We start from the raw sequence: 22,477 nt of genomic DNA, 5'->3' as shown, positions 1-22,477 counted from the left end.
GCGACGTGCGCGCGCGTATAGCGCTCGAGCACCTCGTCCGGCATCCGGAACTTCGCGGTGTCGGGATAGAGACCCGTCTTTTCCGTGTAGTAGCAATAGCTGCAGTCGATGTTGCAGAAGGGTCCCGCGGGCTTGGTCATGACGTTGAAGGGTTGGGTGGTGGCCAAGGCGGATTTCCCGATGCGAGGATGCGATTAGCGGTCCCGCGCCCGGGGGGCGGCAAGGCGACCAAATGCCGCTGGCACCCGTCGCGTCCTGACCAGTGCCTCCGGATTGGCGCTGGCCTTCGCGCCGGTTTTCCTCTATCTGGCCACAACTTCAGGAAATGGCGGACTTCATGGACCTTCGCAACATCGCGATCATCGCTCACGTGGACCACGGCAAGACCACGCTGGTCGACGAGCTTCTCAAGCAGTCCGGGGCCTTCCGGGAAAACCAGGCGGTGGCCGAACGGGCGATGGACTCCAACGACATCGAGCGCGAACGGGGTATCACCATCCTTGCCAAGGCGACCTCGGTTGAATGGAAGGGCACCCGCATCAACATCGTCGACACGCCCGGCCACGCCGATTTCGGCGGCGAGGTGGAGCGCATCCTGTCGATGGTGGACGGCGTCGTGCTGCTGGTCGATGCCGCCGAAGGGCCGATGCCGCAGACGAAGTTCGTCACCTCCAAGGCGCTGGCGCTTGGCTTGCGTCCGATCGTCGTCCTGAACAAGGTGGACAAGCCCGATGCCGAACCGGACCGGGCGCTGAACGAGGTCTTCGACCTCTTCGCCAACCTCGGCGCCGACGACGCGCAGCTCGACTTCCCGCATCTCTACGCCTCCGGCCGCTCCGGTTGGGCGGACGAGACGCTGGCGGGACCGAGGAAGGATCTCGCGGCGCTCTTCGATCTCGTGGTGCGCCATGTCCCCGCGCCGCGCCAGATCGCGGATGTGGAGAAGCCCTTCCGGATGCTGGCGACCACGCTTTCGGCCGACCCCTTCATCGGCCGCATCCTTACGGGGCGGATCGAATCCGGCCGCGTGCGCGTCGGCGACCAGGTGAAGGCGCTCTCCCGCGCGGGCGAGCGGATCGAGCAGTTCCGGGTGACGAAGATCCTCGCCTTCCGCGGCCTCGCCCAAACGGCGGTGGACGTGGCGGAGGCGGGCGACATCGTCACGCTGGCCGGCATGTCGAAGGCGACCGTCGCCGACACGCTCTGCGCGCCGGAGATCGACATCCCCCTGCCCGCCCAGCCGATCGACCCGCCGACGATCTCCGTCACCTTCGGCATCAACGACAGCCCCCTTGCGGGCCGCGACGGCACCAAGGTCCAGTCCCGCGTGATCCGCGAGCGCCTGATGAAGGAGGCCGAGTCGAACGTCGCCATAAAGGTCGCCGACACGCCGGGCGGCGAGGCATTCGTCGTCTCGGGGCGCGGCGAGCTGCAGATGGGTGTCCTCATCGAGAACATGCGCCGCGAGGGTTTCGAGCTTTCCATCTCCCGCCCCCGGGTGATCTTCCGCGAGGAGGGTGGCCAGCGGCTGGAGCCGATCGAGGAAGTCATCGTCGACGTGGACGACGAATACTCCGGCGTCGTCATCGACAAGATCACCGGCCAGCGGAAAGGCGAACTCGTCGAGATGAAACCGGCCGGCGTCGGCAAGACCCGCATCGTGGCGCATGTGCCCTCGCGCGGGCTCATCGGCTACCACGGCCAGTTCCTGACCGACACCCGCGGCACCGGCGTTCTCAACCGCATCTTCCACGGCTGGGCGCCGCACAAGGGCCCGATCGAGGGCCGCCGCGTCGGCGTCCTCATCTCGATGGAGAACGGGATCTCCGTCGCCTATGCGCTCTGGAACCTCGAGGAGCGCGGGCGTCTCTTCATCGGTGCGCAGGAACAGGTCTACGAGGGCATGATCATCGGCGAGCACAGCCGCGACAACGACCTCGAGGTGAACCCCCTGAAGGGCAAGAAGCTGACCAACATCCGGGCAAGCGGCACCGACGAGGCGGTACGGCTGACGCCGCCGGTCCGCATGAGCCTCGAGGAGGCCATCGCCTATGTCGAGGACGACGAACTCGTGGAGGTGACGCCGAAGATCGTGCGGATGCGGAAGCGGTTTCTGGACCCGCACGAGAGGAAGCGGCAGGCCAGGGCGGGGTAAGACCCTTCCCGACGGCGCCCGATGTGCTAGTGTTCCTGGCACATCAGCATGGGAGCGCTTCATGGGACCGTTCGGACTTCTGGCGATACTCGTGATCGGCGCGGTGGCGGGCTGGCTCGCCGGCCAGATCGTCAAGGGCTACGGCTTCGGCCTGGTCGGCAACATCGTCGTCGGCATCGTCGGCGCCTTCATCGCCGGCTTCATCCTGCCCCGGATCGGCTTCGGCATGGGAGGCGGGATGCTGGCCGCCATCGTCCACGCCACCGTCGGCGCGGTGATCTTCCTGTTCCTGCTGAGGCTGGTGAAGCAGGGGTAGGTGCGTTCGCCACCCGCGAGGTCGCGGACTGTCGCGGTCACGGCGAAGGGTCCGGATTCGTCCAGGCGCCCCGCTGGGGCGGGGCGCGCCAGCCTCGGACCCGACGCACTTGTCATGCGCTGGTATCGAGCACCTCGAACCCGTGCGTCACCTCGGCCGTCTTCGCCATCATCGCCGAGGCGGAGCAGTACTTCTCCGCCGAAAGCTGCACCGCTCGGCCGACCTTCTCGGCGCTGAGTCCCCGGCCCGTCACGGTGAACTGCATGTGGATCTTCGTGAAGACCTTGGGCTCCGTCTCTGCCCGTTCCGCCGTCACGTCGCAGGTGACGTCCTCCACCGGCTCGCGGCCCTTCTGGAGGATGTGGACGACGTCGTAGGCGGCGCAGCCGCCGGTGCCGATAAGGAGAAGTTCCATCGGGCTCGGCCCCGGTTTCGGACTGCCCTCGAAGGCATTGCCGAGGACGATCCGGTGGCCGGCCTCTACCTCGCCGGTGAAGCACCGCGCCTCGACCCATTTCACCCTTGCCTTCATCCCGCCCTCCTGCGATCCACCTGCCCTCTATGAAACGCCGGCGGGCGCGCCGCAACCGGCTTTCCGCGCCCTGCCCGCCCGGCGAACCGGCACGCAGGCACGCGGCCCCGCAGCCACGTGCAGACGGCGATCCGACGCGCCCGCGTCAGTGCAGCCGGAACTCGCCCACGACGTTGCGCCACTCGCCGGGGGCGATCAGCTTGCGGTGGGTGAAGCGCACCGAATGCAGCGGCCCCTCGATCTTTTCCTGCCAGAACTCGATGAAGCGGAAAAGCTCCGGATAGTCCGGGGCGAGGTCGTATTCCTGCCAGACGAAGCTGTTGAGGACATGCCGGAAATCCGGCATCCGGTAATAGAATTCGGCCGTCGTGAGCCCGTAGCCCTTCAGCATCAGCTCCGTCTCGGCCCCCGGCGTGTTCGCGCGCATGAGTGCCTCCGTCAGTGCCCTCCTGCCGACATGATACGCGAGTCGCGGTTAACGGGAATGAAAACAATGTGTTATCTTTGTGTTACCGGCGCTGCCCGAAAGCCGCCCGCGCGCCATTGCACCCAACGGATGGCATGGGGTATAGTCGCACCCAACAATATCTAGCGCCCGCAACGGGCCTCCGAACGAAGGGCGAAAAGCCGTGACCGACACGCCGGAAACCCCTGAAAACGCTGAGGAAAAGCCTCGGCGCGCGGCCTACGATGGTCCCACGGTCGACATCGCCGAGGAGATGAAGACGGCCTATCTCGACTACGCGATGAGCGTGATCGTGAGCCGCGCCATTCCCGACCTTCGCGACGGGCTGAAGCCGGTGCACCGGCGCATCCTTTACGCGATGCACGAGACCGGCAACACCCACGACAAGCCCTACCGCAAGTCGGCCCGGCCCGTCGGCGACGTGATGGGGAAATACCATCCCCACGGCGACGCCGCGATCTATGACGCGCTCGTCCGGATGGCGCAGGATTTCTCGATGTCCCTGCCGCTTCTCGACGGCCAGGGCAACTTCGGCTCGATGGACGGCGACAGCGCCGCGGCCATGCGCTACACCGAGGTCCGCATGGACAAGCCGGCCGCCGCCCTTCTCGCCGATATCGAGAAGGAGACGGTGGATTTCCAGGACAATTACGACGGCAAGGACAAGGAGCCGACGGTCCTGCCGGCACGCTTCCCCAACATGCTCGTCAACGGCGCAGGCGGCATCGCCGTCGGCATGGCGACGAACATCCCGCCGCACAACCTCGGCGAGGTGATCGACGGCACGCTGGCGCTGATCGCCGACCCGGACCTTTCGATCGAGGCGCTGATGGAGATCATCCCGGCGCCTGACTTCCCGACGGGGGGGCTGATCCTCGGCCGGTCAGGCGCCCGGAAGGCCTATCTCGAAGGCCGGGGCAGCGTCATCGTGCGGGCGAAGACGCGGGTGGAAGAACTGCGCAAGGACCGCTTCGCCATCGTGCTCGACGAGATTCCCTATCAGGTGAACAAGGCGACCATGATCGAGAAGATCGCCGAGATGGTCCGCGACAAGAAGATTGAAGGCGTCGCCCATGTGCAGGACGAAAGCGACCGCGTCGGCGTGCGCGTCGTCATCGAGCTCAAGCGCGACGCAACGGCAGAGGTGGTGCTGAACCAGCTCTGGCGGTTCACGCCGATGCAGACCACCTTCGGCTGCAACATGCTGGCGCTGAACGGCGGCCGGCCCGAGACACTCACCTTGCGCGATTTCCTCACGCATTTCATCAGCTTCCGCGAGGAGGTTGTGGCAAGGCGGACAGCTTTCGAACTCAGGAAGGCACGGGAACGCAGCCACATCCTCTGCGGTCTCGCCGTGGCCGTCTCGAACGTCGACGAGGTCGTGGCCACGATCCGCGCCTCGGCCGATCCGGCGGAGGCTCGCGAAAGGCTGATGACCCGGCGCTGGCCGGCGGCCGATATCGCCGACTACATCCGGCTGATCGACGATCCCACCCACAAGATGAACGAGGACGGCACCTACAACCTCAGCGAGACGCAGGCCCGCGCCATCCTCGACCTCAGGCTCCAGCGCCTGACGGCGATGGGGGTGAAGGAGGTCACCGACGAACTCCAGGATCTGGCCGCGAAAATCAAGGATTACCTCGACATTCTGGGTTCGCGCGAGCGGATCATGGCGATCATCTCGGACGAGCTGCGCGAGGTGAAGGAAGCCTTCGCCGTGCCGCGCCGGACAGAGATCGCCGACTGGGCCGGCGACATGGAGGACGAGGACCTGATCGAGCGCGAGGACATGGTCGTGACCATCACCTCGGGCGGTTACATCAAGCGTTCCGCCCTCGCCGAATTCCGCAGCCAGCGGCGCGGCGGCAAGGGCCTCGCCTCGATGCAGACGAAGGAGGATGACGTCGTCACCACGCTCTTCGTCGCCAATACCCATACGCAGCTTCTTTTCTTCACCACCGACGGGATGGTCTACAAGCTGAAGTGCTGGCGGCTGCCGCTTGCCGGGCGGACGGCGAAGGGCAAGGCAATCATCAACATCCTGCCGATCCCGCAGGGCGTCTCCATCGCCGCGATCATGCCCGTCGATGTCCCCGAGGAGGAATGGGAGGCGCTGCAGATCTTCTTCGCCACCTCCGAGGGCGACGTGCGCCGGAACGCGCTTTCGGATTTCACCAACGTCATGCGCAACGGCAAGATCGCGATGAAGCTGCCCGAAGGCGTCAGCCTCGTGAATGCCCGCATCTGCGACGAGAACGACGACGTGATGCTGGTCACCGCGCTCGGCCGCGCGATCCGCTTTCCGACGACCGAAGTGCGGGTCTTCAAGGGTCGCGATTCCACCGGCGTGCGCGGGGTGCGGCTGGCCGAGGGTGACAGCGTCGTCTCCATGTCCGTCATCCGCCATTTCGAGGCGACCCCGGAGGAGCGGGCCGCCTATCTCCGGCAGCGTCGCCTGATGGCCGGCGTGACCGAGGACGAAGCGGCCGACGAGGACGAGGAGGCCGTCGCCGAGGGACAGCTTTCGCCCGAACGCTATGCCGAGATGTCGGCGGCCGAGGACCTGATCCTGACCGTCACCGCGAAAGGCGCCGGCAAGATCTCGTCCAGCCACGACTATCCGGTGCGCGGGCGCGGCGGCCAGGGTGTCATGGCGATGGACAAGGCCATGCGCGGCGGATCGCTCGTCGCGTCCTTCCCGGTCGAGATGGACGACCAGATCATGCTGGCCACCTCCACCGGCCAGTCGATCCGCTGCCCGGTCGAGGGCATCAGCTTCCGCTCGCGATCGGCGGGCGGGGTGAAGGTCTTCGACACCGGCGCGGGCGAGGAAGTGGTTTCGGTCGCGCGGATCGCCGACCAGGAAGAGGACGAGGCGGGCGAATAGGCCGTAATGGTCCGGGGCGTGTCGCCCCCAGCGGTCCCGAATCATTCCTCGGGGGGAAGTTCCGACGCCGCCCCACAATCAGAAGTGGCATTTCCGGACTGAGGACAATGCGCCTTCCGAGCGTGCATTGGCTGGCCGCCGGGAAATGGATCGCCACAAAGTTGTGGCATGGTTAACGAACCCTGCCACATCGGTACCGAAGTGCCGCCGCATTGCGCCGACAGTATCGGCCCCACGGAGGCGACTGTTTCCGCTTTACGAGTGACCCGGGTTCTTGGTCTCAAGCTGCCAGAGAAGGGATCACATCATGCAGGCCGCGAAAGTCACGTCGCAGAATCTCGGACAGACCGGGCAGAACCTCGTCCGCATCGTCATCGCGTCCTATTTCCTCGCGGTCGCAGTCGGTCTCATTCCTGGCACGGACGCTTCTCCGCTGACGGCGACATTCCTGCCTGAACCCTACGCAGGCGCAGCCGGACAGACGGTGATCTTCGTCACCGCCTACCTCGTTCTGGTCGGTGTCTGGCTGCGGGTGGCGGCACTCCTGCTGGCCACGGTGCTCTTCTGGTCCAGCTATATCCACAACACCGCGGCCGGCGATCTGGAAGCCTTCTGGCGCGATCTCGCCCTGATCGGCGCGCTGATCCTGACCTATACGCAGACCCTGCCACGCGCAGCCACCCGCCGCGCCGCGCTGCGCTGGACGCCCCGGGCGCGCCGGCTGACGCCGGTGCAGGCCGTCGCCCCGCGCCGCATCGTGACCGTGGTCCGGCCGACGCGCACTGCCGAACGCCCGGTTCCGGCTCCCGCCGCGGTCGTGGAGCCCGCGCCCGCTGCGGCGCCGGTCCTGCGGCTCGCCTCGGTGCGGACCGCGGAACCGACGGTCGAGAACATCTTCCGCGACGATCCCAACCTCGCCATGGTCGGCTGAGGCGGCGCGATCGACCCTGATATGGTGACGGCGCGATCCCCGGAGGACCGCGCCGTTCTTGCTTTTGCCGCCGGCCTCCGCGTTCGATCCGGCGCTGCGGGCCGCGCGGGTCAGTCCATCCGGCGCAGATAGGTCCAGGTCGCCACGGTTGCGCCGCGGGCGACGGAGTAGACCTCGGCATCGCCGAGATACTCGAAGCCGTTGTTCGTCAGCACGCGCGCGGAGCCGGTGTTGTCCTGGAATACCTCGGCAAAGAGCGTGCGCGCGCGGTGCGGGTTCGCAGCGACGATGGCGGCGACCGCCTCGGAGGCATAGCCGGTGTTCCAGAAGGCGGGCGCGACCCAGTACTTGATCTCGCTCTGCTCGCGGTCCATGTGCGTCAGGCTGACGAGGCCGATCACCTCGACATGGCCCGAGGCGGAACCGTCCATGACCCAGACGTCCTCCGCCCGCTTCTCGGCGAGCGCGCGGGCCACATAGGCCTCGGTGGCGCCGGGCGGCAGCGGATGGGGGATGGTGCGGGTGCCCTCGGCCACACGCCGGTCTGCCGTGTACATCGCGATCAGCCCGGCGTCCGACCGCCTGAGCGGACGCAGCACGAAACGCTCAGCCGCTATCGTCGGCTGAACCACGATCTGTTCCTGAATCATCCCTTCCCTCCTCCGGAACGCATGGCGAGAAGTGCGGCCGCCCTACCGGCCGGGAACCCCTCGACACTCGCACGCGGATGCCCGGCCCCTCCCGGCCGATGCGGCACCCTCTTGCCACTTATACCCCAAATGGGGCGCGAGAGTGACGGCATCAACCGCAGCGCGGCCGCGCGGGCGGTCACGATGCCGCGAAACTTGTCTTCGATGCCCATTTCTGAGAACTCCTGCGCGCAAACGAGGAAGGGGACCGGCCCTTCGGCCGATCCCCTCCTACAATCCGATTGTAAAGGTTCGGCTTACTCGGCTGCCTCCGCCACGGGAAGGACGGAGATGAAGGTGCGGCCCTTCAGACCCTTCTTGAAGGTCACGCGGCCCTCGGCGGTGGCAAAGATCGTATGGTCACGCCCCATGCCGACGCCTTCGCCCGGCCACCATTCGGTGCCGCGCTGGCGCACGATGATCGCGCCCGGCTGTGCCGCCTGACCGCCATAGAGCTTCACGCCGAGACGACGGCCCGCGCTGTCGCGGCCGTTGCGGGAAGAACCGCCTGCTTTCTTGTGTGCCATGGGGTCTTACTCCTTCGCTTCGGCCGTTTCGGCCTTCTTGGCCGCAGCCTTCTTCGGGGCGGCCTTCTTCTCGGCCGGCGCGGCGGTGTTGTGGGCCGCGATGCGGGCGGCCTGAGTGCCGATGGCTTCCTTCACACCCGACTTCTCCGCGCCGGAGGCAAGGATGTCGGTCACGCGGACAAGCGTCAGCTTCTGCCGGTGGCCACGGGTGCGCTGCGAGGAGTGCTTGCGGCGACGCTTCCAGAAGGTGATGACCTTGTCGGCCTTGATCTCGTCGATGACCTCGGCCTGAACGGCCGCGCCCTTGACGAGCGGCGCGCCGAGCACGGGGGCGTCGCCGCCGACCATGAGAATCTCGTTGAACTGGACTTTGTCGCCCGGGGCAGCGGAAATCAGTTCCACGCGGAGCACGTCGCCCGCCTGAACCTTGTACTGCTTGCCGCCCGTCTTGAGGACCGCGAACATGGGTCTTTCCTTCGTGTTTCCCGCGCCCTGCGGCCCCGGTGCGAACCGGCGTTGAGGGGTCTCCCCCGCCTCGGACAGCGCGCCCCCGCTCGGGGACGATCGTTGAAATCATAATCCCGGCCGGGCCAGAGACCCGCCGGGACCCGGGGCTTATCGGGCAGGAGGGCGGGAAAGTCAAGACGTTCCCGACGCATCAGTCTGGCGGCGGCGCGCCCCCTTCCGCGGCACGCCGCGCAACGAATCCGGCGATCCGTTCGCCCCGGCCCTCCGCGCCCTCGGGAGGGCGGAAACCAGCGAGCAAACCTTGCCAGATCGCCGTCGCCCGTTCCGTCGCGGTCTTTCCGCCCGCCGCCTCCCAGGTGCCGAAGTTGGCAAGGTCGGCCACCAGCGGCGCGTAGAAGGCGCGGTCGAACCGCTCCATCGTGTGCGGGGTGGCGAAGAAATGCCCGCCCGGCTGGACATCGGCCAGCGCCTCCCATCCGAGGTCCGCCTCGGTCTGGCCGAGCGGCTGGCAGAGTTCGGCGATGATCTGCAATGCCTCGACGTCGTTGATGAACTTCTCGTAGCCGAAGGAGAGCCCGCCCTCGAGCCAGCCCGCCGCGTGGATCGTCAGCGTGGCGTTGGCCATGAGGCAGGCCCAGAGCCCCATGTGGTTCTCCCCCGCTGCCTGCATGTCCGCCACGTTCGCGGCAGAACCGGCCGCCGATCGCCAGGGCAAGCCGATGTGTCGGGCAAGCTGGCCAGTGCCGATCGCCATGCGGATATGGGTCGGCGTGCCGAAGGCCGGCGCGCCCGATTTCATGTCGACGTTCGAGGAAAAGCCGCCGTAGCTGACCGGAGCCCCGGACCGCGCGAGCTGCGCCAGCGTGATCCCCGCGAGGCATTCGGCGTGCTGGAGGACGAGCGCGCCCTCCACCGTCACCGGCGCCATGGCGCCGGCAAGGCAGAAGGGGGTGATGATCGACAACTGCCCGGCACGGGCGAAGTCGATGATGCCCTCGGCCATCGGCCTGTCGATCTGGCGCGGCGAATTGGTGTTGATGACCGTGGTGCACCAGGCGCCACCGGAAAACTCCTCGTCCGACAGCCCGTTGGCAAGGCGGACCATCTCGAAGCTGTCCCCGATCTGCCTGCGGCCGCGCGCATAGACGAAGAGCGGCTTGTCCGAAAGCGTCAGCTGCGCCCGCATCGTCGCATAGTGGCGAAAGGGCGTGGGCACGTCCTGCGGTTCCGACGAGGGGCCGAGCTTGTGGATGACGTCGAAGCTCTGCTGCAGCTTAAGCGTCTCCTCGTAGGTCTGAAGGCAACCCGGGCGGCGGCCCCGGACGCGGTCCTGCGTGTTCGGGCATCCCGCCCCCGGCGAGAAGATCAGCGCGCCCTCCTCGTAGACCAGTTCGCGCGCGGGGTTCGCGGCGCGGATGCGGATGGACCGCGGGGCGGCGGCAAGCGCGGCTGCGACGATCTCGCGCCCGATGCGGACAAGGCCGGTGCCCTCGTCGACGATCGCGCCGCCCCGGGCGTAAATCATGCGCGCCTCGGGCAGGAGGACGACGATGCCGAGCTCTTCGAGCACTCGCAGGGCGGTCTCGTGGATCGCCGCCACCGCGTCCTCCGAGAGCACCCGTTGCGGCGCGAACGGGTGGCGGAGGCGGCGATAGTTCGTGACCCGCGCGGGCGCGGCGGTGCGGCGCGCCTCGCGCCCCTGGCGGCGGTGTTCGGTCATGGCAGGCTCCCTTCGCAGCCAAGGCTCGGGCGCGGGCGGCGCGAAGTCTTGTCCGCCGGCGACAGCGCCGTGACGGTGCCGTCGGAACGCCCCTTCCGCCTGCCCCCGGAATAGCCTAGAGCGCTGACATGCCAGACCGAGCCCCCATGCACTGCCCGAGCACCCCCGACTGCGGCGCGGCTTCGCGGAGCCGCCCGTGACGGCGGCCGAGAACCTGCGCGGCGGGCTCGTCGTCACCTTCTCCATGGCGGCCTTCGCGGTGGAGGATGCGCTCGTCAAGGACCTTACCACCCGGCTGCCGCTGGGCGAGGTGATGCTGCTCCTCGGCCTCGGCGGCGCGGCAGTCTTCTTCGCGATCATCGGCGACACCGGGCGGCGCGGCGTCCTGCGCGGCTTCCGTTCCGGCACCGTGATGCTCCGCAATCTGGCGGAGTGCATCTCGGGGGCGACCTTCATCCCGGCGCTCGCGCTCGTCCCCATCTCCACCGTCGCCGCGGTCTTCCAGGCGACACCGCTCGCCATCACCGCCGCGGCGGCACTGTTTCTCGGCGAGACGGTCGGCTGGCGCCGCTGGACCGCCGTCACCCTGGGCTTCTTCGGAGTGCTGATGATCATCCGGCCGGGGCTTGAGGGCTTCGAGCCAGCCGCCGCGCTCGTGCTCGTCACGGTGATCTCGATCGCGTTCCGCGACATCATCACCCGCAAGGTCCCCGCCGACCTGCCCTCGGGCGCCGTCGCCTGCCATGGCTTCTTGGCCGTCGCGGTCATCGGGCTCGGTTTCCTCGCCGTCTCGGGCGGCGGCGCCCTGCCCTCGCTGCCCGATCTCGGCAGGATGGCGGCCGCGGTCGCGGCCGGCACGTCGGGCTACTATGCCATCGTCGCCGCGATGCGCATCGGCGATGCCTCCGCGCTCATGCCCTACCGCTATTCGCGGCTGATCTTCTCGATGGTGATCGGCATGGCCTTTTTCGCCGAGCACCCAGACGCGCCGACGCTGGCCGGTGCCGCGCTGATCCTCGGGGCCGCCTTCTACACCTACCAGCGCGAGCGGCGGCTTTCCCGGGGACGCGCGGCGGCGCCAGCCGAATAGTTCTTCCCCTCTGCGCCTCCTGCGCGTAAAGACCGGCGCGTCAGAGACTTTCCGCCGAGGGAGCGCCCCATGAGCACGATCATCGACATCCACGCCCGCGAGATTCTCGACAGCCGCGGCAACCCCACCGTCGAGGTGGACGTGACGCTGGAGGACGGCACCATGGGCCGCGCCGCCGTACCCTCGGGCGCATCGACGGGCGCACACGAGGCGGTGGAAAAGCGCGACGGCGACAAGAAGCGCTACCTTGGCAAGGGCGTGCTGGAGGCGGTGGCGGCCGTGAACGGCGAGATCGCCGAGAACGTCGTCGGCCTCGACGCCACGGACCAGGTGGAAATCGACCGGCTGATGATCGAGATCGACGGCACCGCGAACAAGGGGCGCCTGGGCGCAAACGCCATCCTCGGCGTCTCGCTCGCCGTCGCCAAGGCCGCGGCCGAGTTCTCCGCCCTGCCGCTCTACCGCTATGTCGGCGGCACCTCGGCGCGCGTTCTGCCGGTGCCGATGATGAACATCATCAACGGCGGCGAACACGCCGACAACCCGATCGACATCCAGGAATTCATGATCATGCCGGTGGGGGCCGCGAACCTTCGCGAGGCCGTGCGCATGGGGTCCGAGGTGTTCCACACGCTGAAGAAGGAACTCTCGGCCGCGGGTCTCGCAACCGGCGTCGGCGACGAGGGCGGCTTCGCGCCGAACCTCTCGTCCACCCGCGATGCCCTCGACTTCATCCTGAAGGCCATCGAGAAGGCCGGCTACAAGCCCGGCGACGACATGTTCCTCGCGCTCGACTGCGCCTCCACGGAATACTTCAAGGACGGAAAGTATGTCCTTTCCGGGGAAGGAAAAACCCTGAGCGCCGAAGAGAACGTGGCCTATCTCGCGGCGCTCGTCTCCGACTATCCGATCATCTCGATCGAGGACGGCTGCGCCGAGGACGACTGGGCGGGCTGGAAGCTTCTGACGGATGCGCTCGGGGCCCGGTGCCAACTGGTGGGCGACGACCTCTTCGTGACCAATCCGGCGCGGCTGGCGGAGGGCATCCGCAAGGGCGTGGCGAACTCCATGCTGGTGAAGGTCAACCAGATCGGCACGCTGACCGAGACGCTGCAAGCGGTCGAGATGGCGCACCGTGCCCGCTACAGCAACGTCATGTCGCATCGCTCGGGCGAGACCGAGGACGCGACAATCGCCGATCTCGCGGTCGCCACCAACTGCGGCCAGATCAAGACCGGATCGCTGGCACGGTCGGACCGGCTGGCGAAATACAACCAGCTCCTCCGCATCGAGGAGGCGCTTGGCGAGACGTCCGACTACGCCGGCCGCTCGATCCTGCGCGGCTGAGTTTCTCCGTCGCCCGGAATACCCCCGGAGGCAAACCCGCATCCGGCGGATTTTCTTTGACAGACGGGAATTTACAGGGCGACCTTGTATTCCTGCAAGGTATTGCCGCCATCGACGACGATGAGCTGGCCGGTGACATAGCTTGCCTCCTCGGCGGCGAGGAAGAGGACGGCATGGGCGACCTCGTCCGGCCGGCCGGGTCGACCTACTGGGGTGTGGCACCCGGCCGTGATCTCGGCCGCGCTTGAGGAATCGGTTTGGATCCAGCCGGGGCCGACGGCGTTCACCGTCACGCCCTTCGGCCCCACTTCCAGCGCGAGCGCGCGCGTGAGCCCCATCAGTCCCGCCTTGGCCGCCGCATAGGTGGCGCTGCCGGCGATCGCCACGACGGGACCGGTGACCGAGGACATCTGCACGATCCGGCCGTAGCCCCGGGCGCACATGCCGGGCACTAGGGCGCGGCTGAGGCGCATGGCGGAGGTGAGGTTGATCTCGATTCCGTAGGCCCAGGCGGCGTCGTCGATCTCGGCGAGATGACCGCCGGGAAGCGCGACGCCGGTCTGGACCATGCCGGCGTTGTTGACGAGGATCTCGACCGGACCAAGCGCCGCCTCGGTCTCTGCCGCCAGCCGGGTCACCTCCTCGGGCTGCCGCAGGTCCGCGGTCGTCGCGAAGACATCAGGCCCAAGCGAGCGCGCGCGGTCGTGTATCCGCGCGGTGGTCGCGGTGATCGCCACGCGCGCGCCCGCCGCTCTCAGCACCCGGGCCGTCGCGAAACCAATCCCGCCCGGCGCCCCTGCCCCGGTGACCAGCGCCACCCGTCCTGCCACCCCTGCCATTGCCGCCCTCCGCCGATCTTGCCGGAACACTAGGCCGATCGGCGGGAGGCTGGCAACGCGGCCGTGCCTCGCGCCCCCGCAGGCGCGACCCGTCGGGCGTGACCGCAGACCGCCGCGGTCGGAATGGGGCGGCCGGAATGGGGGGCGGCAGCCCCCGCACCCTTGGCCGCCTGAACCCGCGGCTGCGAAGCCGCCGGGCGCCGGCTGGATTGAGGCGTGATATGGCGCCAGTGCGCCGCCACGATTGTGCCCGACACAATCGCCCCCGTGGCGGTTGCGGCACGGCTGCGATAGGCAGGCCGCCGAGGAGCGAACCATGACCGATACGCCACACCACCCGGCCGAGACCGGCGACACGATTCCCGGCTTCGCCTTCGCGCTCGGGGCCTATCTGCTCTGGGGATTCCTGCCGCTCTACATGAAGGCGCTGGCACATGTGCCAGCGATCGAGGTGATCGCGCATCGCGTCCTCTGGTCGGTGCCGGTCGCCGGCGTGGTGCTGGTGGCCACGGGGCGGACCGCGGACCTCGCCCGCGCCTTCCGGACGCCCCGGACGCTGGTCATGGCGGCACTGACGGCTGCGCTGATCTCGGTCAACTGGGGCATCTACGTCTGGTCGATCGGCTCGGGCCACGCGCTTGACGCCGCGCTCGGCTACTACGTGAACCCGCTCTTTTCCGTCCTGGTGGGCTGGGCCGTCCTGCGCGAAAAGCTCGCGCCCGCGCAGTGGGTGGCGATCGCGCTTGCCTTCGCGGCGGTGGCAATCCTGACCTGGGAGGCGGGGCGCCTGCCGGTGGTGGCGCTGGGGCTCACCCTGACCTGGGGCGCCTACGCCTTCCTGAAGAAGTGGCTGCCGATCGGACCCAATCAGGGATTCATGCTCGATGTGCTTCTGCTCACCCCCTTCGCGCTCGGCTACACCCTTTGGCTGGCGCGGACCGGGCAGGGCCACTTCCTGCAGGGCGTGCCCTTCGACACCGGGATACTTCTGGGCTGCGGCCTCGTCACCGCCATACCGCTCATCCTCTATGCCAACGGCGCCAAGGGGCTCACGCTCTCCACGATCGCCATCATGCAGTACATCACGCCAACGATGATCCTCCTGACCGCCGTCTTCGTCTTCGGCGAGCCCTTCGGCGCGGCGCGGGCGGTGGCCTTCCCGCTGACCTGGGCGGCGCTCGCGCTCTACACGCTCAGCATGATCCGTCAGGCGAGACGGGCCGGAAGGTGACCTGCCTGCCTAGCCCCGGTTCGGCCGGCTGACCCTGCCTCCGCCCACGGCCGCCCCGACGCCTGTGGTTCCCGGGCACGAGGTTGGCAGGCCGCGCACGACCCGCACCGCCAGATGGGCGAAGGCCTGTGCCTCCAGCATGTCGCCGTCGAGACCCGCCGCCTCCACCGGCTGAACCGGGCAGTCGAGAAGTGCGGCGATCATCGCCATCAAGGTTGCGTTGTGCCGCCCGCCGCCGGTCACGAGAAGGCGCGCGACGGGCGCGGGGAAATGCTGGGCCCCCTGCGCCACGGCGGCGGCGGCAGCAGCCGTGAGGGTCGCGGCCGCATCGGCATCGGAGAGACCCGCGACATCGTCGAGAAGGAAGGCGAAGTCGTCACGGTCGAGCGACTTCGGCGGCATCCGGAAGAAGTAGGGATGCCGCAGGAAGCGGGCGACGATCGCGTCGTCGGGGTCGCCGGTGGCGGCAAGCGCCCCGCCCTCGTCGCAGTCGCGGCCACGCCGCGCCCGCACAAGGTCGTTCACCGGCGCGTTTGCAGGGCCGGTGTCGAAGGCGATGCAGGCGCCCGGTGTCTCGGGCGCCGGGGCGCGAGGGTCCACCCAGGTGAGGTTGCCGACGCCACCGAGGTTCAGGAAGGCAAGCGGCGCCTCCGCCCCGATCCATCTCGCGCAGGCGAAGTGGAAGAAGGGCGCCAGGGGGGCCCCCTGCCCGCCCAGTCGCACGTCGGCCGAGCGGAAATCCCACACCACGGGAAGGCCGAGGACCTCGGCCAGCACCTGCCCGTCGCCCGCCTGATGGGTGCGGCCGCCGCCCGGGTCATGCGCGAGCGTCTGGCCGTGGAAGCCCGCAAGCTCGGCCCGGGCGGCAAGCGGCGCCATCAGTGCGGCATGGGCGGTCTCGACGACCTCGGCGGCCTCGGCTACGCCCGCCTCGCCCGGCCAGCGGCCGAGGGCGGCGCGGATCACGGCGCGCTCTGCCTCGGTGTAGGGACGATACGCGGCCTCTCCGAAGGCGACGATGCGCTCCCCATCGGTGCGCACGAGGGCCGCGTCCACGCCGTCGAGCGACGTGCCCGACATCGTGCCGAGTGCCCAGACCGGCTCTGCCCCCAACATGTCCGCCCCTTGGCCCTTCCCCTTGGCTTCCCGCGCCGATATACGGGCCTTCAATCGCAGAATGGACGATCCGGCAATGACCTACCATCCGAAATCCGACTTCATGCGCGTGATGATCGAGCGCGGCTTCCTGGCCGACTGCACCGATTATCAGGGGCTGGACGAGGCTTTGGCGAAGGGTGTGGTGCCGGCCTATATCGGCTTTGACGCGACCGCAGAGTCGCTGCATGTCGGCTCGCTCATCCAGATCATGATGCTGCGCTGGCTGCAGAAGACCGGGCACAAGCCGCTGGTGCTGATGGGCGGCGGCACGACCAAGGTGGGCGATCCGTCCTTCCGCGCCGAGGAGCGGCCGCTGCTGACGCCGGCACAGATCGATGCCAACATCGCCGGGATCAGGAAGGTCTTCGCGGCCTATGTGAGCTTCGGCGACGGGCCCACGGATGCCTTGATGCTGAACAACGCGGAATGGCTCGACGGGCTCAACTACCTCGACTTCCTGCGCGACATCGGGCGGCATTTCAGCGTCAACCGGATGCTGTCGTTCGAGAGCGTGAAGTCACGGCTCGACCGCGAGCAATCGCTGTCGTTTCTCGAATTCAACTACATGATCCTGCAGGCCTACGACTTTCTCGAACTGCACCGCCGCTACGGCTGCCTTCTGCAGATGGGCGGATCGGACCAGTGGGGCAACATCGTCAACGGCATCGACCTGACGCGGCGGGTGCTCGACCGCGAGATCTTCGGCCTGACCTCGCATCTTCTGACCACGTCGGACGGCAGGAAGATGGGCAAGTCGATGTCGGGTGCGGTCTGGCTGAACCCCGACATGTTCAGCCCGTACGAGTTCTGGCAGTACTGGCGCAACACGACCGATGCCGATGTGGGGCGGTTCCTGAAGCTTTACACCGAGCTTCCGGTGGCGGAATGCGACCGGCTGGGCGCGCTCGAAGGCGCTGCGATCAACGAGGCCAAGATCAGGCTTGCCAACGAGGTGACTGCGCTCGCCCACGGCGATGACGCCGCCGTCGCCGCCGAGGCCACCGCGCGCGAGGTCTTCGAGCGGGGTGGCGTGGGCGACGACCTGCCGACGCTGCATCTGAGCGTCGCGGAGCTTGGCGAGGGAATCAGCATCGCGCAGCTCTTCGTGCGCTCAGGCCTCGCCAAGTCAGGCAAGGACGCGAGGCGGCTCATCGCCGAGGGGGGCGCGCGGGTGAACGACGACCTCGTGACAGACGCCGGCCTTCTCTTCGGCGCGGGCGAGCTTGTGGAGCCGGTGAAGCTGACGGCGGGCCGCAAGCGGCACGCGCTCGTGGTGCTGGGCTGAGCCGGCGCGGCGTTTCCATTGCCGCGCCACCGCACTAGGCTTTCCCCATGTGCGGGCGATTCATGATCGGCGACGAGAACTGGGCCAACTATCACGGGGCCCTGTCGATCCTGCGTGGCGCGACGACCCGCGTCAGCTACAACATCAAGCCCACCGAGACGATCGCCCTGGCCGCCCAGACGCGCGGGGGACTCGTCGCGGCCGAGGCGCGCTGGTGGTTCATTCCCGGCTTTTTCCAGGGCGAGGCGAGCGAGTGGAAGGCAACGACCTTCAACGCGAGGATCGAGAGCGCGGCCGAGAAGCCGGTCTTCCGAGCGGCCTGGAAGCATGGCCGCTGCGTCATCCCGGCCTCGGGCTACTACGAATGGACCGGCGAAAAGGGGCACAAGCAGCCCTGGCTCATCACGGTGGAACAGAACATCCCCGTGTTCCTCTTCGCCGGTCTCTGGGCGCCGCGGCCCGACGGCAGCCTGACGGCCGCGATCCTGACGCGGGAGGCCGACCCGCAGATCGCGCATCTGCATCCCAGGATGCCGATCATCCTGACGGAGGCCGAGATCGCGCCCTGGCTCGCGCAGGGGATGGGCGACGTGGAGACCATCGCCACGCTCGGCACCGGCTGGACCGGGCGCTACGCGGTTCGGCGGGTGCGCCCCTTCGGCATCGCCGACGACGGGCCGGAAATGATTGAACCGGAGGGTTTCGACCTCTGAGTCGCGACGGCGCTCAGGGGCCGATCATCCACTTGCCCTTCGGATGGAACGCCTGGAACGCGAAGGCGAAGAGGACATCGTGGACAAGGTCGCGCCCGGTCGCCGCATCGCGCACGCGGATGTTGCCGACATCGCGGCCCTTCGCGATCTGGCTCGCATCGAGCGCGGATGCCTGGCCTTCGGTCCAGGAGATCGTGACGCCGGCCTCCGTGAGTTCGCCGGCCTTCGCAACCCTTTCCAGCGGCCATGCCCGGTTGCCCACCCGCACAACGCGTGACAGCGGCTCGATCCCGTAAGGCGGCATCTCGCCGGAATAGAGGAACGGCCGGGACAGGCTGTCGTAGCCGGCATAGGGATTGCGGCCGTAACTGCGGGGCCAGTCCGGTTCGTCCATCACCAGCCCGTCGGGATTGCGCGCCCTGAAGCTGCCCCAGCTTTCCATCCAGCCGGGCAGTTGCGCAAGCTTGCGTCCGGTCATCGTCCCCACGATCCCTTCCCCGAGCGCCTGCTGCCACCAGCTTTCGGTCTCGCGGTCATACATGATCATGTCGGAATGACGCAGCTTGCCCGAGACGCCGAAGCTCAGGACCTGTCCGGCGAGCCGCCGGTCGAAGATGATGCCGGCGTTGCAGAGTGGGCAGAAGGTGACCGCAACCGGCATGTCGCCCACCGTGTCGTTGACGATCTCGTGCCAGGTCAGATACCGGATCGGCCAGGCCCGCGGGGCCTGGCCCGCGAGTTCGAGGACCATGACCGGCTCGAGGTCCGAAAGCCGGCGCTCCTTGCCCGCCGGAATCGTCCGCGGCGCGTCGAGGGCGGGGATGCCGTCCTTCGGCGGCCCGCCCGACAGGATTTCGGCGAGGTCCACGTTCGTGCGCGCGAAGTCGGTCCTCGGCCATTCCGCCCGCCAGGCCTCGGGGCCGGCCAACGCCGCGCCCGAAGCGGCGAGGGCGATCAGCGTCAGGCCGAGGGCGGCCACAAGATTGCGCAGACGTTTCACGGGGCACCTCCGGCGTTTCCCGCAGTCTGCACCCTGACCGTGGCAACGCGCGGTCACGTCCGCGCGCGCTCACCGGAGTTTTACCCTATGGCGCCGAAGTTCACTGCTCGACCGTGACCGACACCATGCGATCGGGGTTGTCCACCGCGCCGTTGAGGTCGGGGCTGCCCTTCTTGATCGCGTCGACGACCTCCATGCCCGCGATGACATGGCCGACGACCGTATACTCGCCGTTCAGGAACTCGCCGGGCGCGAACATGATGAAGAACTGCGAATTGGCGCTGTTCGGGTTGGTGGAGCGCGCCATGCCGACGACCCCACGCTGGAACGACAGGTCCGAGAATTCCGCCGGGATGTTCGGCAGGTCCGACTTGCCGGTGCCGGCCATCGACAGGTCCTCGCCCCATTTGCCGTATTTCACATCTCCGGTCTGGGCCATGAAGCCATCGATGACGCGATGGAAGACGACGTTGTTGTAGGCGCCGGTGCGGGCAAGCTCGGTGATCTGGGCGACGTGTTTGGGCGCGACATCGGGCAGAAGGTCGATGACGACCGTGCCATTGGCCGCCTCGCCCGCCACCGTGATCACCAGGTTCGGGCCCGGCCCGTCCTCGGCCGCCATGGCGCGGTTGCTGCTCGTGTACATGAAGACGGCGACGCCGAGCGCGGTGAGGCCGGCCAGCATCGAGCCGACGAAGACGCGGGTATCAGACATCGGCCGCAACCTTCACAGACATCATGCGGTCGGGGGCCGCCGGCGGCTCGCCCCGCTGGATCCTGTCCACATGCTCCATCCCGGCGATCACCCGGCCGTAGACGGTGTACTGGCCGTTCAGGAAATGGTTGTCGTTGAAATTGATGAAGAACTGGCTGTTGGCCGAGTTGGGGTTCTGCGACCGCGCGGCGCCGAGCGTGCCGCGGTCGTGCGGCAGCCGCGAGAACTCCGCCGGCAGGTCCGGAAGGTCCGATCCGCCCGTGCCGGCGCGACGCGGGTTCCAGCCATCCTCCATGTTGGCGTGCTCCACGTCGCCCGTCTGCGCCATGAAGCCCTCGATCACGCGGTGGAAGGCGACGTTGTCGTACTTGCCCGCCCGGGCGAGAACCTTCATCCGTTCGGAATGCTTGGGCGCCACGTCGGGCAGAAGCTCGATCACGACCTCGCCGTCCTTCAGCGTCATGATGATCGTGTTTTCCGGGTCCTTGATCTCTGCCATGGTGGTCTCCTTCGATGTCGGGGGGGAACCTAGTCGCCTCGGACGCCCCTGAAAAGGGCAAAGCGTCGCAAGATTGGCGGATCGCCTAGGCTTGACCCCAGGCGGCGGTTAGATTTGCGGAAAACCGCCGGGACGGAAGGATTCGCGCATATGGCCTGGAAAACGATCGACGACATGGAGATGGCGGACCGGACGGTGCTGGTCCGGGTGGATATCAACGTGCCGGTCGAGGCGGGCCAGGTCACCGACGCGACACGGATCGAGAAGATCGTGCCGACGATCAGGGACATCCTGGGCCGCGGCGGCAAGCCGGTTCTGCTGGCGCATTTCGGGCGGCCGAAGGGCCAGGTCGTGCCCGAGATGAGCCTGCGCGTCACCTTGCCGGCGCTGGAAGCGGCGCTTGGCCGGAAGGTCGCCTTCGCCGAGGACTGCATCGGAGCGCCGGCGAAGAAGGCGGTCGCGGCAATGGAGCCCGGCGACGTTCTCCTTCTGGAGAACACGCGCTTTCACGCGGGCGAGGAGAAGAACGACCCGGCGATGGCGGCGGCTCTGGCTGCGCTCGGTCAGATCTATGTCAACGACGCCTTTTCGGCCGCGCACCGGGCGCACGCCTCGACCGAAGGCATCGCGCATCTGATGCCCGCCTGCGCCGGACGGTTGATGGAGGCGGAACTCAGGGCGCTGAACGCGGCCTTGGGCGATCCGGAGCGGCCGGTCGTCGCCGTGGTCGGCGGGGCGAAGGTCTCGACGAAGCTCGACCTCCTCGGCAACCTCGTGGAGAAGGTCGATCACCTCGTCATCGGCGGCGGCATGGCCAACACGTTCCTTGTGGCCAAGGGGATCGAGGTGGGCGCCTCGCTCGCCGAGCGGGACATGGCAGACACCGCACGCGAGATCCTGGAGAAGGCGAAGAAGACGGGCTGCTCGGTCGAGCTGCCCGTCGACGTGGTCGTGGCGCGGGAATTCAAGGCGGGTGCGGCCAACCAGACGGTCGCCGCCGACGCCTGCCCGCCCGACGCGATGATCCTCGACGCCGGACCCGAGACCGTCGACCTGATAGCGGAAGTCTTCGCGCGTTGCCGCACGCTGATCTGGAACGGCCCGCTCGGCGCTTTCGAGATCGAGCCTTTCGACGCCGCAACCAATGCAGCGGCGCGGAAGGCGGCAGAACTGACGCGCGGCGGGCGGCTCGTCTCGGTCGCAGGCGGCGGCGATACTGTCGCGGCGCTGAACAAGGCGGGCGTGGCGGGGGATTTCAGCTACATCTCCACTGCGGGGGGCGCCTTCCTCGAATGGATGGAAGGCAAGGTCCTGCCAGGTGTCGCCGCGCTCGGCGCCTGAGGCGCCGGCGCGCGGCCTGCGACCAGATTGCACGTCGGCCGCCGCTCTGGCGAAAGCGCCTGTCACTGCGGCATCCTCCCCGGTTTTGCCGCAATCCTGCGTCACCAACAAAACCGGGCCGCCGCAGCGGGCGATCGCAACCGGAGGGAGAGACCATGGCCGCCAAATGGACGCTGATCACCGGCGCCTCGGAGGGTCTCGGCGTCGAATTCGCCCGGATCGCCGCAGCCGAGGGGCGCGATCTGATCCTTGTCGCACGGCAGGCGGCGAAGATGGAGCGTCTGGCCGAGGACCTGCGGGCAAGGCACCCGATCGCGGTGGAGGTCTGGCCCGCCGACCTCGGCAACCCGGAGGCAGTCGAGACGCTCTGGCGCAAGGCGGCACTCAGGCGGCACATCGAGATCGTCGTGAACAACGCGGGCCTTGGTGCCAACGGACCCTTCGCCGGGCGCGACTTCGACCGCGAGATGTCCTCCGTCATGGTCAACGTCGCGGCACTGACCATCCTGACCAAGCGGGCGGTCGCGCACATGCTGCAACAGGGCGGCGGGCGGATCCTCAACGT

The 22,477-nt window shown here is 68.1% G+C and carries 21 protein-coding genes and 1 pseudogene; 11 read left to right on the top strand and 11 right to left on the bottom strand.

Annotation, left to right across the window (positions count from 1 at the left end; translation table 11 throughout):
* Positions 1-337 precede the first annotated feature (337 nt).
* Positions 338-2,155, top strand: a complete 1,818-nt coding sequence (gene typA, locus ACMUOO_RS10275) for a translational GTPase TypA (protein ID WP_301918924.1) — start codon at positions 338-340, stop codon at positions 2,153-2,155.
* 61 nt (positions 2,156-2,216) lie between these two features.
* Positions 2,217-2,471: a GlsB/YeaQ/YmgE family stress response membrane protein gene (locus ACMUOO_RS10270; RefSeq protein ID WP_301918771.1), complete on the top strand. Its 255-nt coding sequence runs from the start codon at positions 2,217-2,219 to the stop codon at positions 2,469-2,471.
* Positions 2,472-2,583: 112 nt separating this feature from the next.
* Here ACMUOO_RS10270 and ACMUOO_RS10265 read toward each other — a convergent pair whose 3' ends face one another.
* Complete coding sequence (locus tag ACMUOO_RS10265) at positions 2,584-3,003, bottom strand: OsmC family protein (RefSeq protein WP_301918770.1); 420 nt, start codon at positions 3,001-3,003, stop codon at positions 2,584-2,586.
* 145 nt (positions 3,004-3,148) lie between these two features.
* Complete coding sequence (locus tag ACMUOO_RS10260; protein ID WP_301918769.1) at positions 3,149-3,430, bottom strand: usg protein; 282 nt, start codon at positions 3,428-3,430, stop codon at positions 3,149-3,151.
* A 202-nt stretch (positions 3,431-3,632) separates the two neighbouring features.
* On the opposite strand from ACMUOO_RS10260, the gene gyrA reads away from it, so the two are divergent.
* Positions 3,633-6,359: a DNA gyrase subunit A gene (gyrA, locus tag ACMUOO_RS10255; RefSeq protein ID WP_301918768.1), complete on the top strand. Its 2,727-nt coding sequence runs from the start codon at positions 3,633-3,635 to the stop codon at positions 6,357-6,359.
* Between the two features lie 307 nt (positions 6,360-6,666).
* Positions 6,667-7,290: a hypothetical protein gene (locus ACMUOO_RS10250; protein ID WP_301918767.1), complete on the top strand. Its 624-nt coding sequence runs from the start codon at positions 6,667-6,669 to the stop codon at positions 7,288-7,290.
* Positions 7,291-7,400: 110 nt separating this feature from the next.
* On the opposite strand, the gene ACMUOO_RS10245 is transcribed toward ACMUOO_RS10250, so the two are convergent.
* The 4 genes and pseudogenes from ACMUOO_RS10245 to ACMUOO_RS10230 form a co-directional block, all read right to left on the bottom strand.
* On the bottom strand, positions 7,401-7,940 hold the full coding sequence (locus tag ACMUOO_RS10245) for a GNAT family N-acetyltransferase (RefSeq protein WP_301918766.1): 540 nt from the start codon (positions 7,938-7,940) through the stop codon (positions 7,401-7,403).
* 296 nt (positions 7,941-8,236) lie between these two features.
* A complete protein-coding gene (gene rpmA / locus ACMUOO_RS10240) occupies positions 8,237-8,506 on the bottom strand; it encodes a 50S ribosomal protein L27 (RefSeq protein ID WP_301918765.1) in 270 nt (89 codons plus the stop codon).
* A gap of 18 nt (positions 8,507-8,524) precedes the next feature.
* A pseudogene (gene rplU / locus ACMUOO_RS10235) lies at positions 8,525-8,971 on the bottom strand (50S ribosomal protein L21); the annotation flags it as partial.
* A 193-nt stretch (positions 8,972-9,164) separates the two neighbouring features.
* A complete protein-coding gene (locus ACMUOO_RS10230; protein WP_301918764.1) occupies positions 9,165-10,694 on the bottom strand; it encodes a trimethylamine methyltransferase family protein in 1,530 nt (509 codons plus the stop codon).
* 196 nt (positions 10,695-10,890) lie between these two features.
* Here ACMUOO_RS10230 and ACMUOO_RS10225 point away from each other — a divergent pair, with 196 nt between their 5' ends.
* A complete protein-coding gene (locus ACMUOO_RS10225; RefSeq protein WP_301918763.1) occupies positions 10,891-11,784 on the top strand; it encodes a DMT family transporter in 894 nt (297 codons plus the stop codon).
* 69 nt (positions 11,785-11,853) lie between these two features.
* Entirely contained in the window at positions 11,854-13,131 is a 1,278-nt protein-coding gene (eno, locus tag ACMUOO_RS10220; RefSeq protein ID WP_301918762.1) for a phosphopyruvate hydratase, read from the top strand.
* Between the two features lie 71 nt (positions 13,132-13,202).
* Here the strand turns inward: eno and ACMUOO_RS10215 are convergent, their stop codons facing one another.
* Complete coding sequence (locus tag ACMUOO_RS10215; protein WP_301918761.1) at positions 13,203-13,970, bottom strand: SDR family NAD(P)-dependent oxidoreductase; 768 nt, start codon at positions 13,968-13,970, stop codon at positions 13,203-13,205.
* A gap of 316 nt (positions 13,971-14,286) precedes the next feature.
* On the opposite strand from ACMUOO_RS10215, the gene rarD reads away from it, so the two are divergent.
* A complete protein-coding gene (gene rarD, locus ACMUOO_RS10210) occupies positions 14,287-15,201 on the top strand; it encodes an EamA family transporter RarD (protein WP_301918760.1) in 915 nt (304 codons plus the stop codon).
* 9 nt (positions 15,202-15,210) lie between these two features.
* On the opposite strand, the gene ACMUOO_RS10205 is transcribed toward rarD, so the two are convergent.
* The gene (locus ACMUOO_RS10205; protein ID WP_301918759.1) at positions 15,211-16,317 is read right to left on the bottom strand and encodes an anhydro-N-acetylmuramic acid kinase; all 1,107 of its coding nucleotides are present in this window, start codon (positions 16,315-16,317) and stop codon (positions 15,211-15,213) included.
* A 76-nt stretch (positions 16,318-16,393) separates the two neighbouring features.
* On the opposite strand from ACMUOO_RS10205, the gene tyrS reads away from it, so the two are divergent.
* Both tyrS and ACMUOO_RS10195 read left to right on the top strand, forming a co-directional pair.
* Positions 16,394-17,644 (top strand): tyrosine--tRNA ligase, encoded by a 1,251-nt coding sequence (gene tyrS, locus ACMUOO_RS10200; protein WP_301918923.1) that lies wholly within the window; start codon positions 16,394-16,396, stop codon positions 17,642-17,644.
* A 47-nt stretch (positions 17,645-17,691) separates the two neighbouring features.
* Complete coding sequence (locus ACMUOO_RS10195; protein ID WP_301918758.1) at positions 17,692-18,357, top strand: SOS response-associated peptidase; 666 nt, start codon at positions 17,692-17,694, stop codon at positions 18,355-18,357.
* Between the two features lie 13 nt (positions 18,358-18,370).
* Here the strand turns inward: ACMUOO_RS10195 and ACMUOO_RS10190 are convergent, their stop codons facing one another.
* From ACMUOO_RS10190 to ACMUOO_RS10180, 3 genes are all read right to left on the bottom strand, one after another.
* Positions 18,371-19,348, bottom strand: coding sequence for a DUF3179 domain-containing protein (locus ACMUOO_RS10190; RefSeq protein ID WP_301918922.1), 978 nt, complete (start codon positions 19,346-19,348; stop codon positions 18,371-18,373).
* 109 nt (positions 19,349-19,457) lie between these two features.
* A complete protein-coding gene (locus tag ACMUOO_RS10185; protein ID WP_413855133.1) occupies positions 19,458-20,003 on the bottom strand; it encodes a peptidylprolyl isomerase in 546 nt (181 codons plus the stop codon).
* A 61-nt stretch (positions 20,004-20,064) separates the two neighbouring features.
* Complete coding sequence (locus ACMUOO_RS10180; RefSeq protein ID WP_413855126.1) at positions 20,065-20,571, bottom strand: peptidylprolyl isomerase; 507 nt, start codon at positions 20,569-20,571, stop codon at positions 20,065-20,067.
* A 150-nt stretch (positions 20,572-20,721) separates the two neighbouring features.
* Here ACMUOO_RS10180 and ACMUOO_RS10175 point away from each other — a divergent pair, with 150 nt between their 5' ends.
* Positions 20,722-21,912, top strand: coding sequence for a phosphoglycerate kinase (locus tag ACMUOO_RS10175; RefSeq protein WP_301918755.1), 1,191 nt, complete (start codon positions 20,722-20,724; stop codon positions 21,910-21,912).
* Between the two features lie 155 nt (positions 21,913-22,067).
* The coding region (locus ACMUOO_RS10170) for an SDR family NAD(P)-dependent oxidoreductase (protein ID WP_413855123.1) at positions 22,068-22,477 on the top strand (410 nt) is incomplete at its 3' end.

The organism is Albidovulum sp. (assembly GCF_041919395.1).
GTDB lineage: Bacteria > Pseudomonadota > Alphaproteobacteria > Rhodobacterales > Rhodobacteraceae > Albidovulum.
The sequence above is the reverse complement of the archived record's forward strand: the minus strand, read 5'-3'. Positions and strand labels throughout refer to the sequence as shown.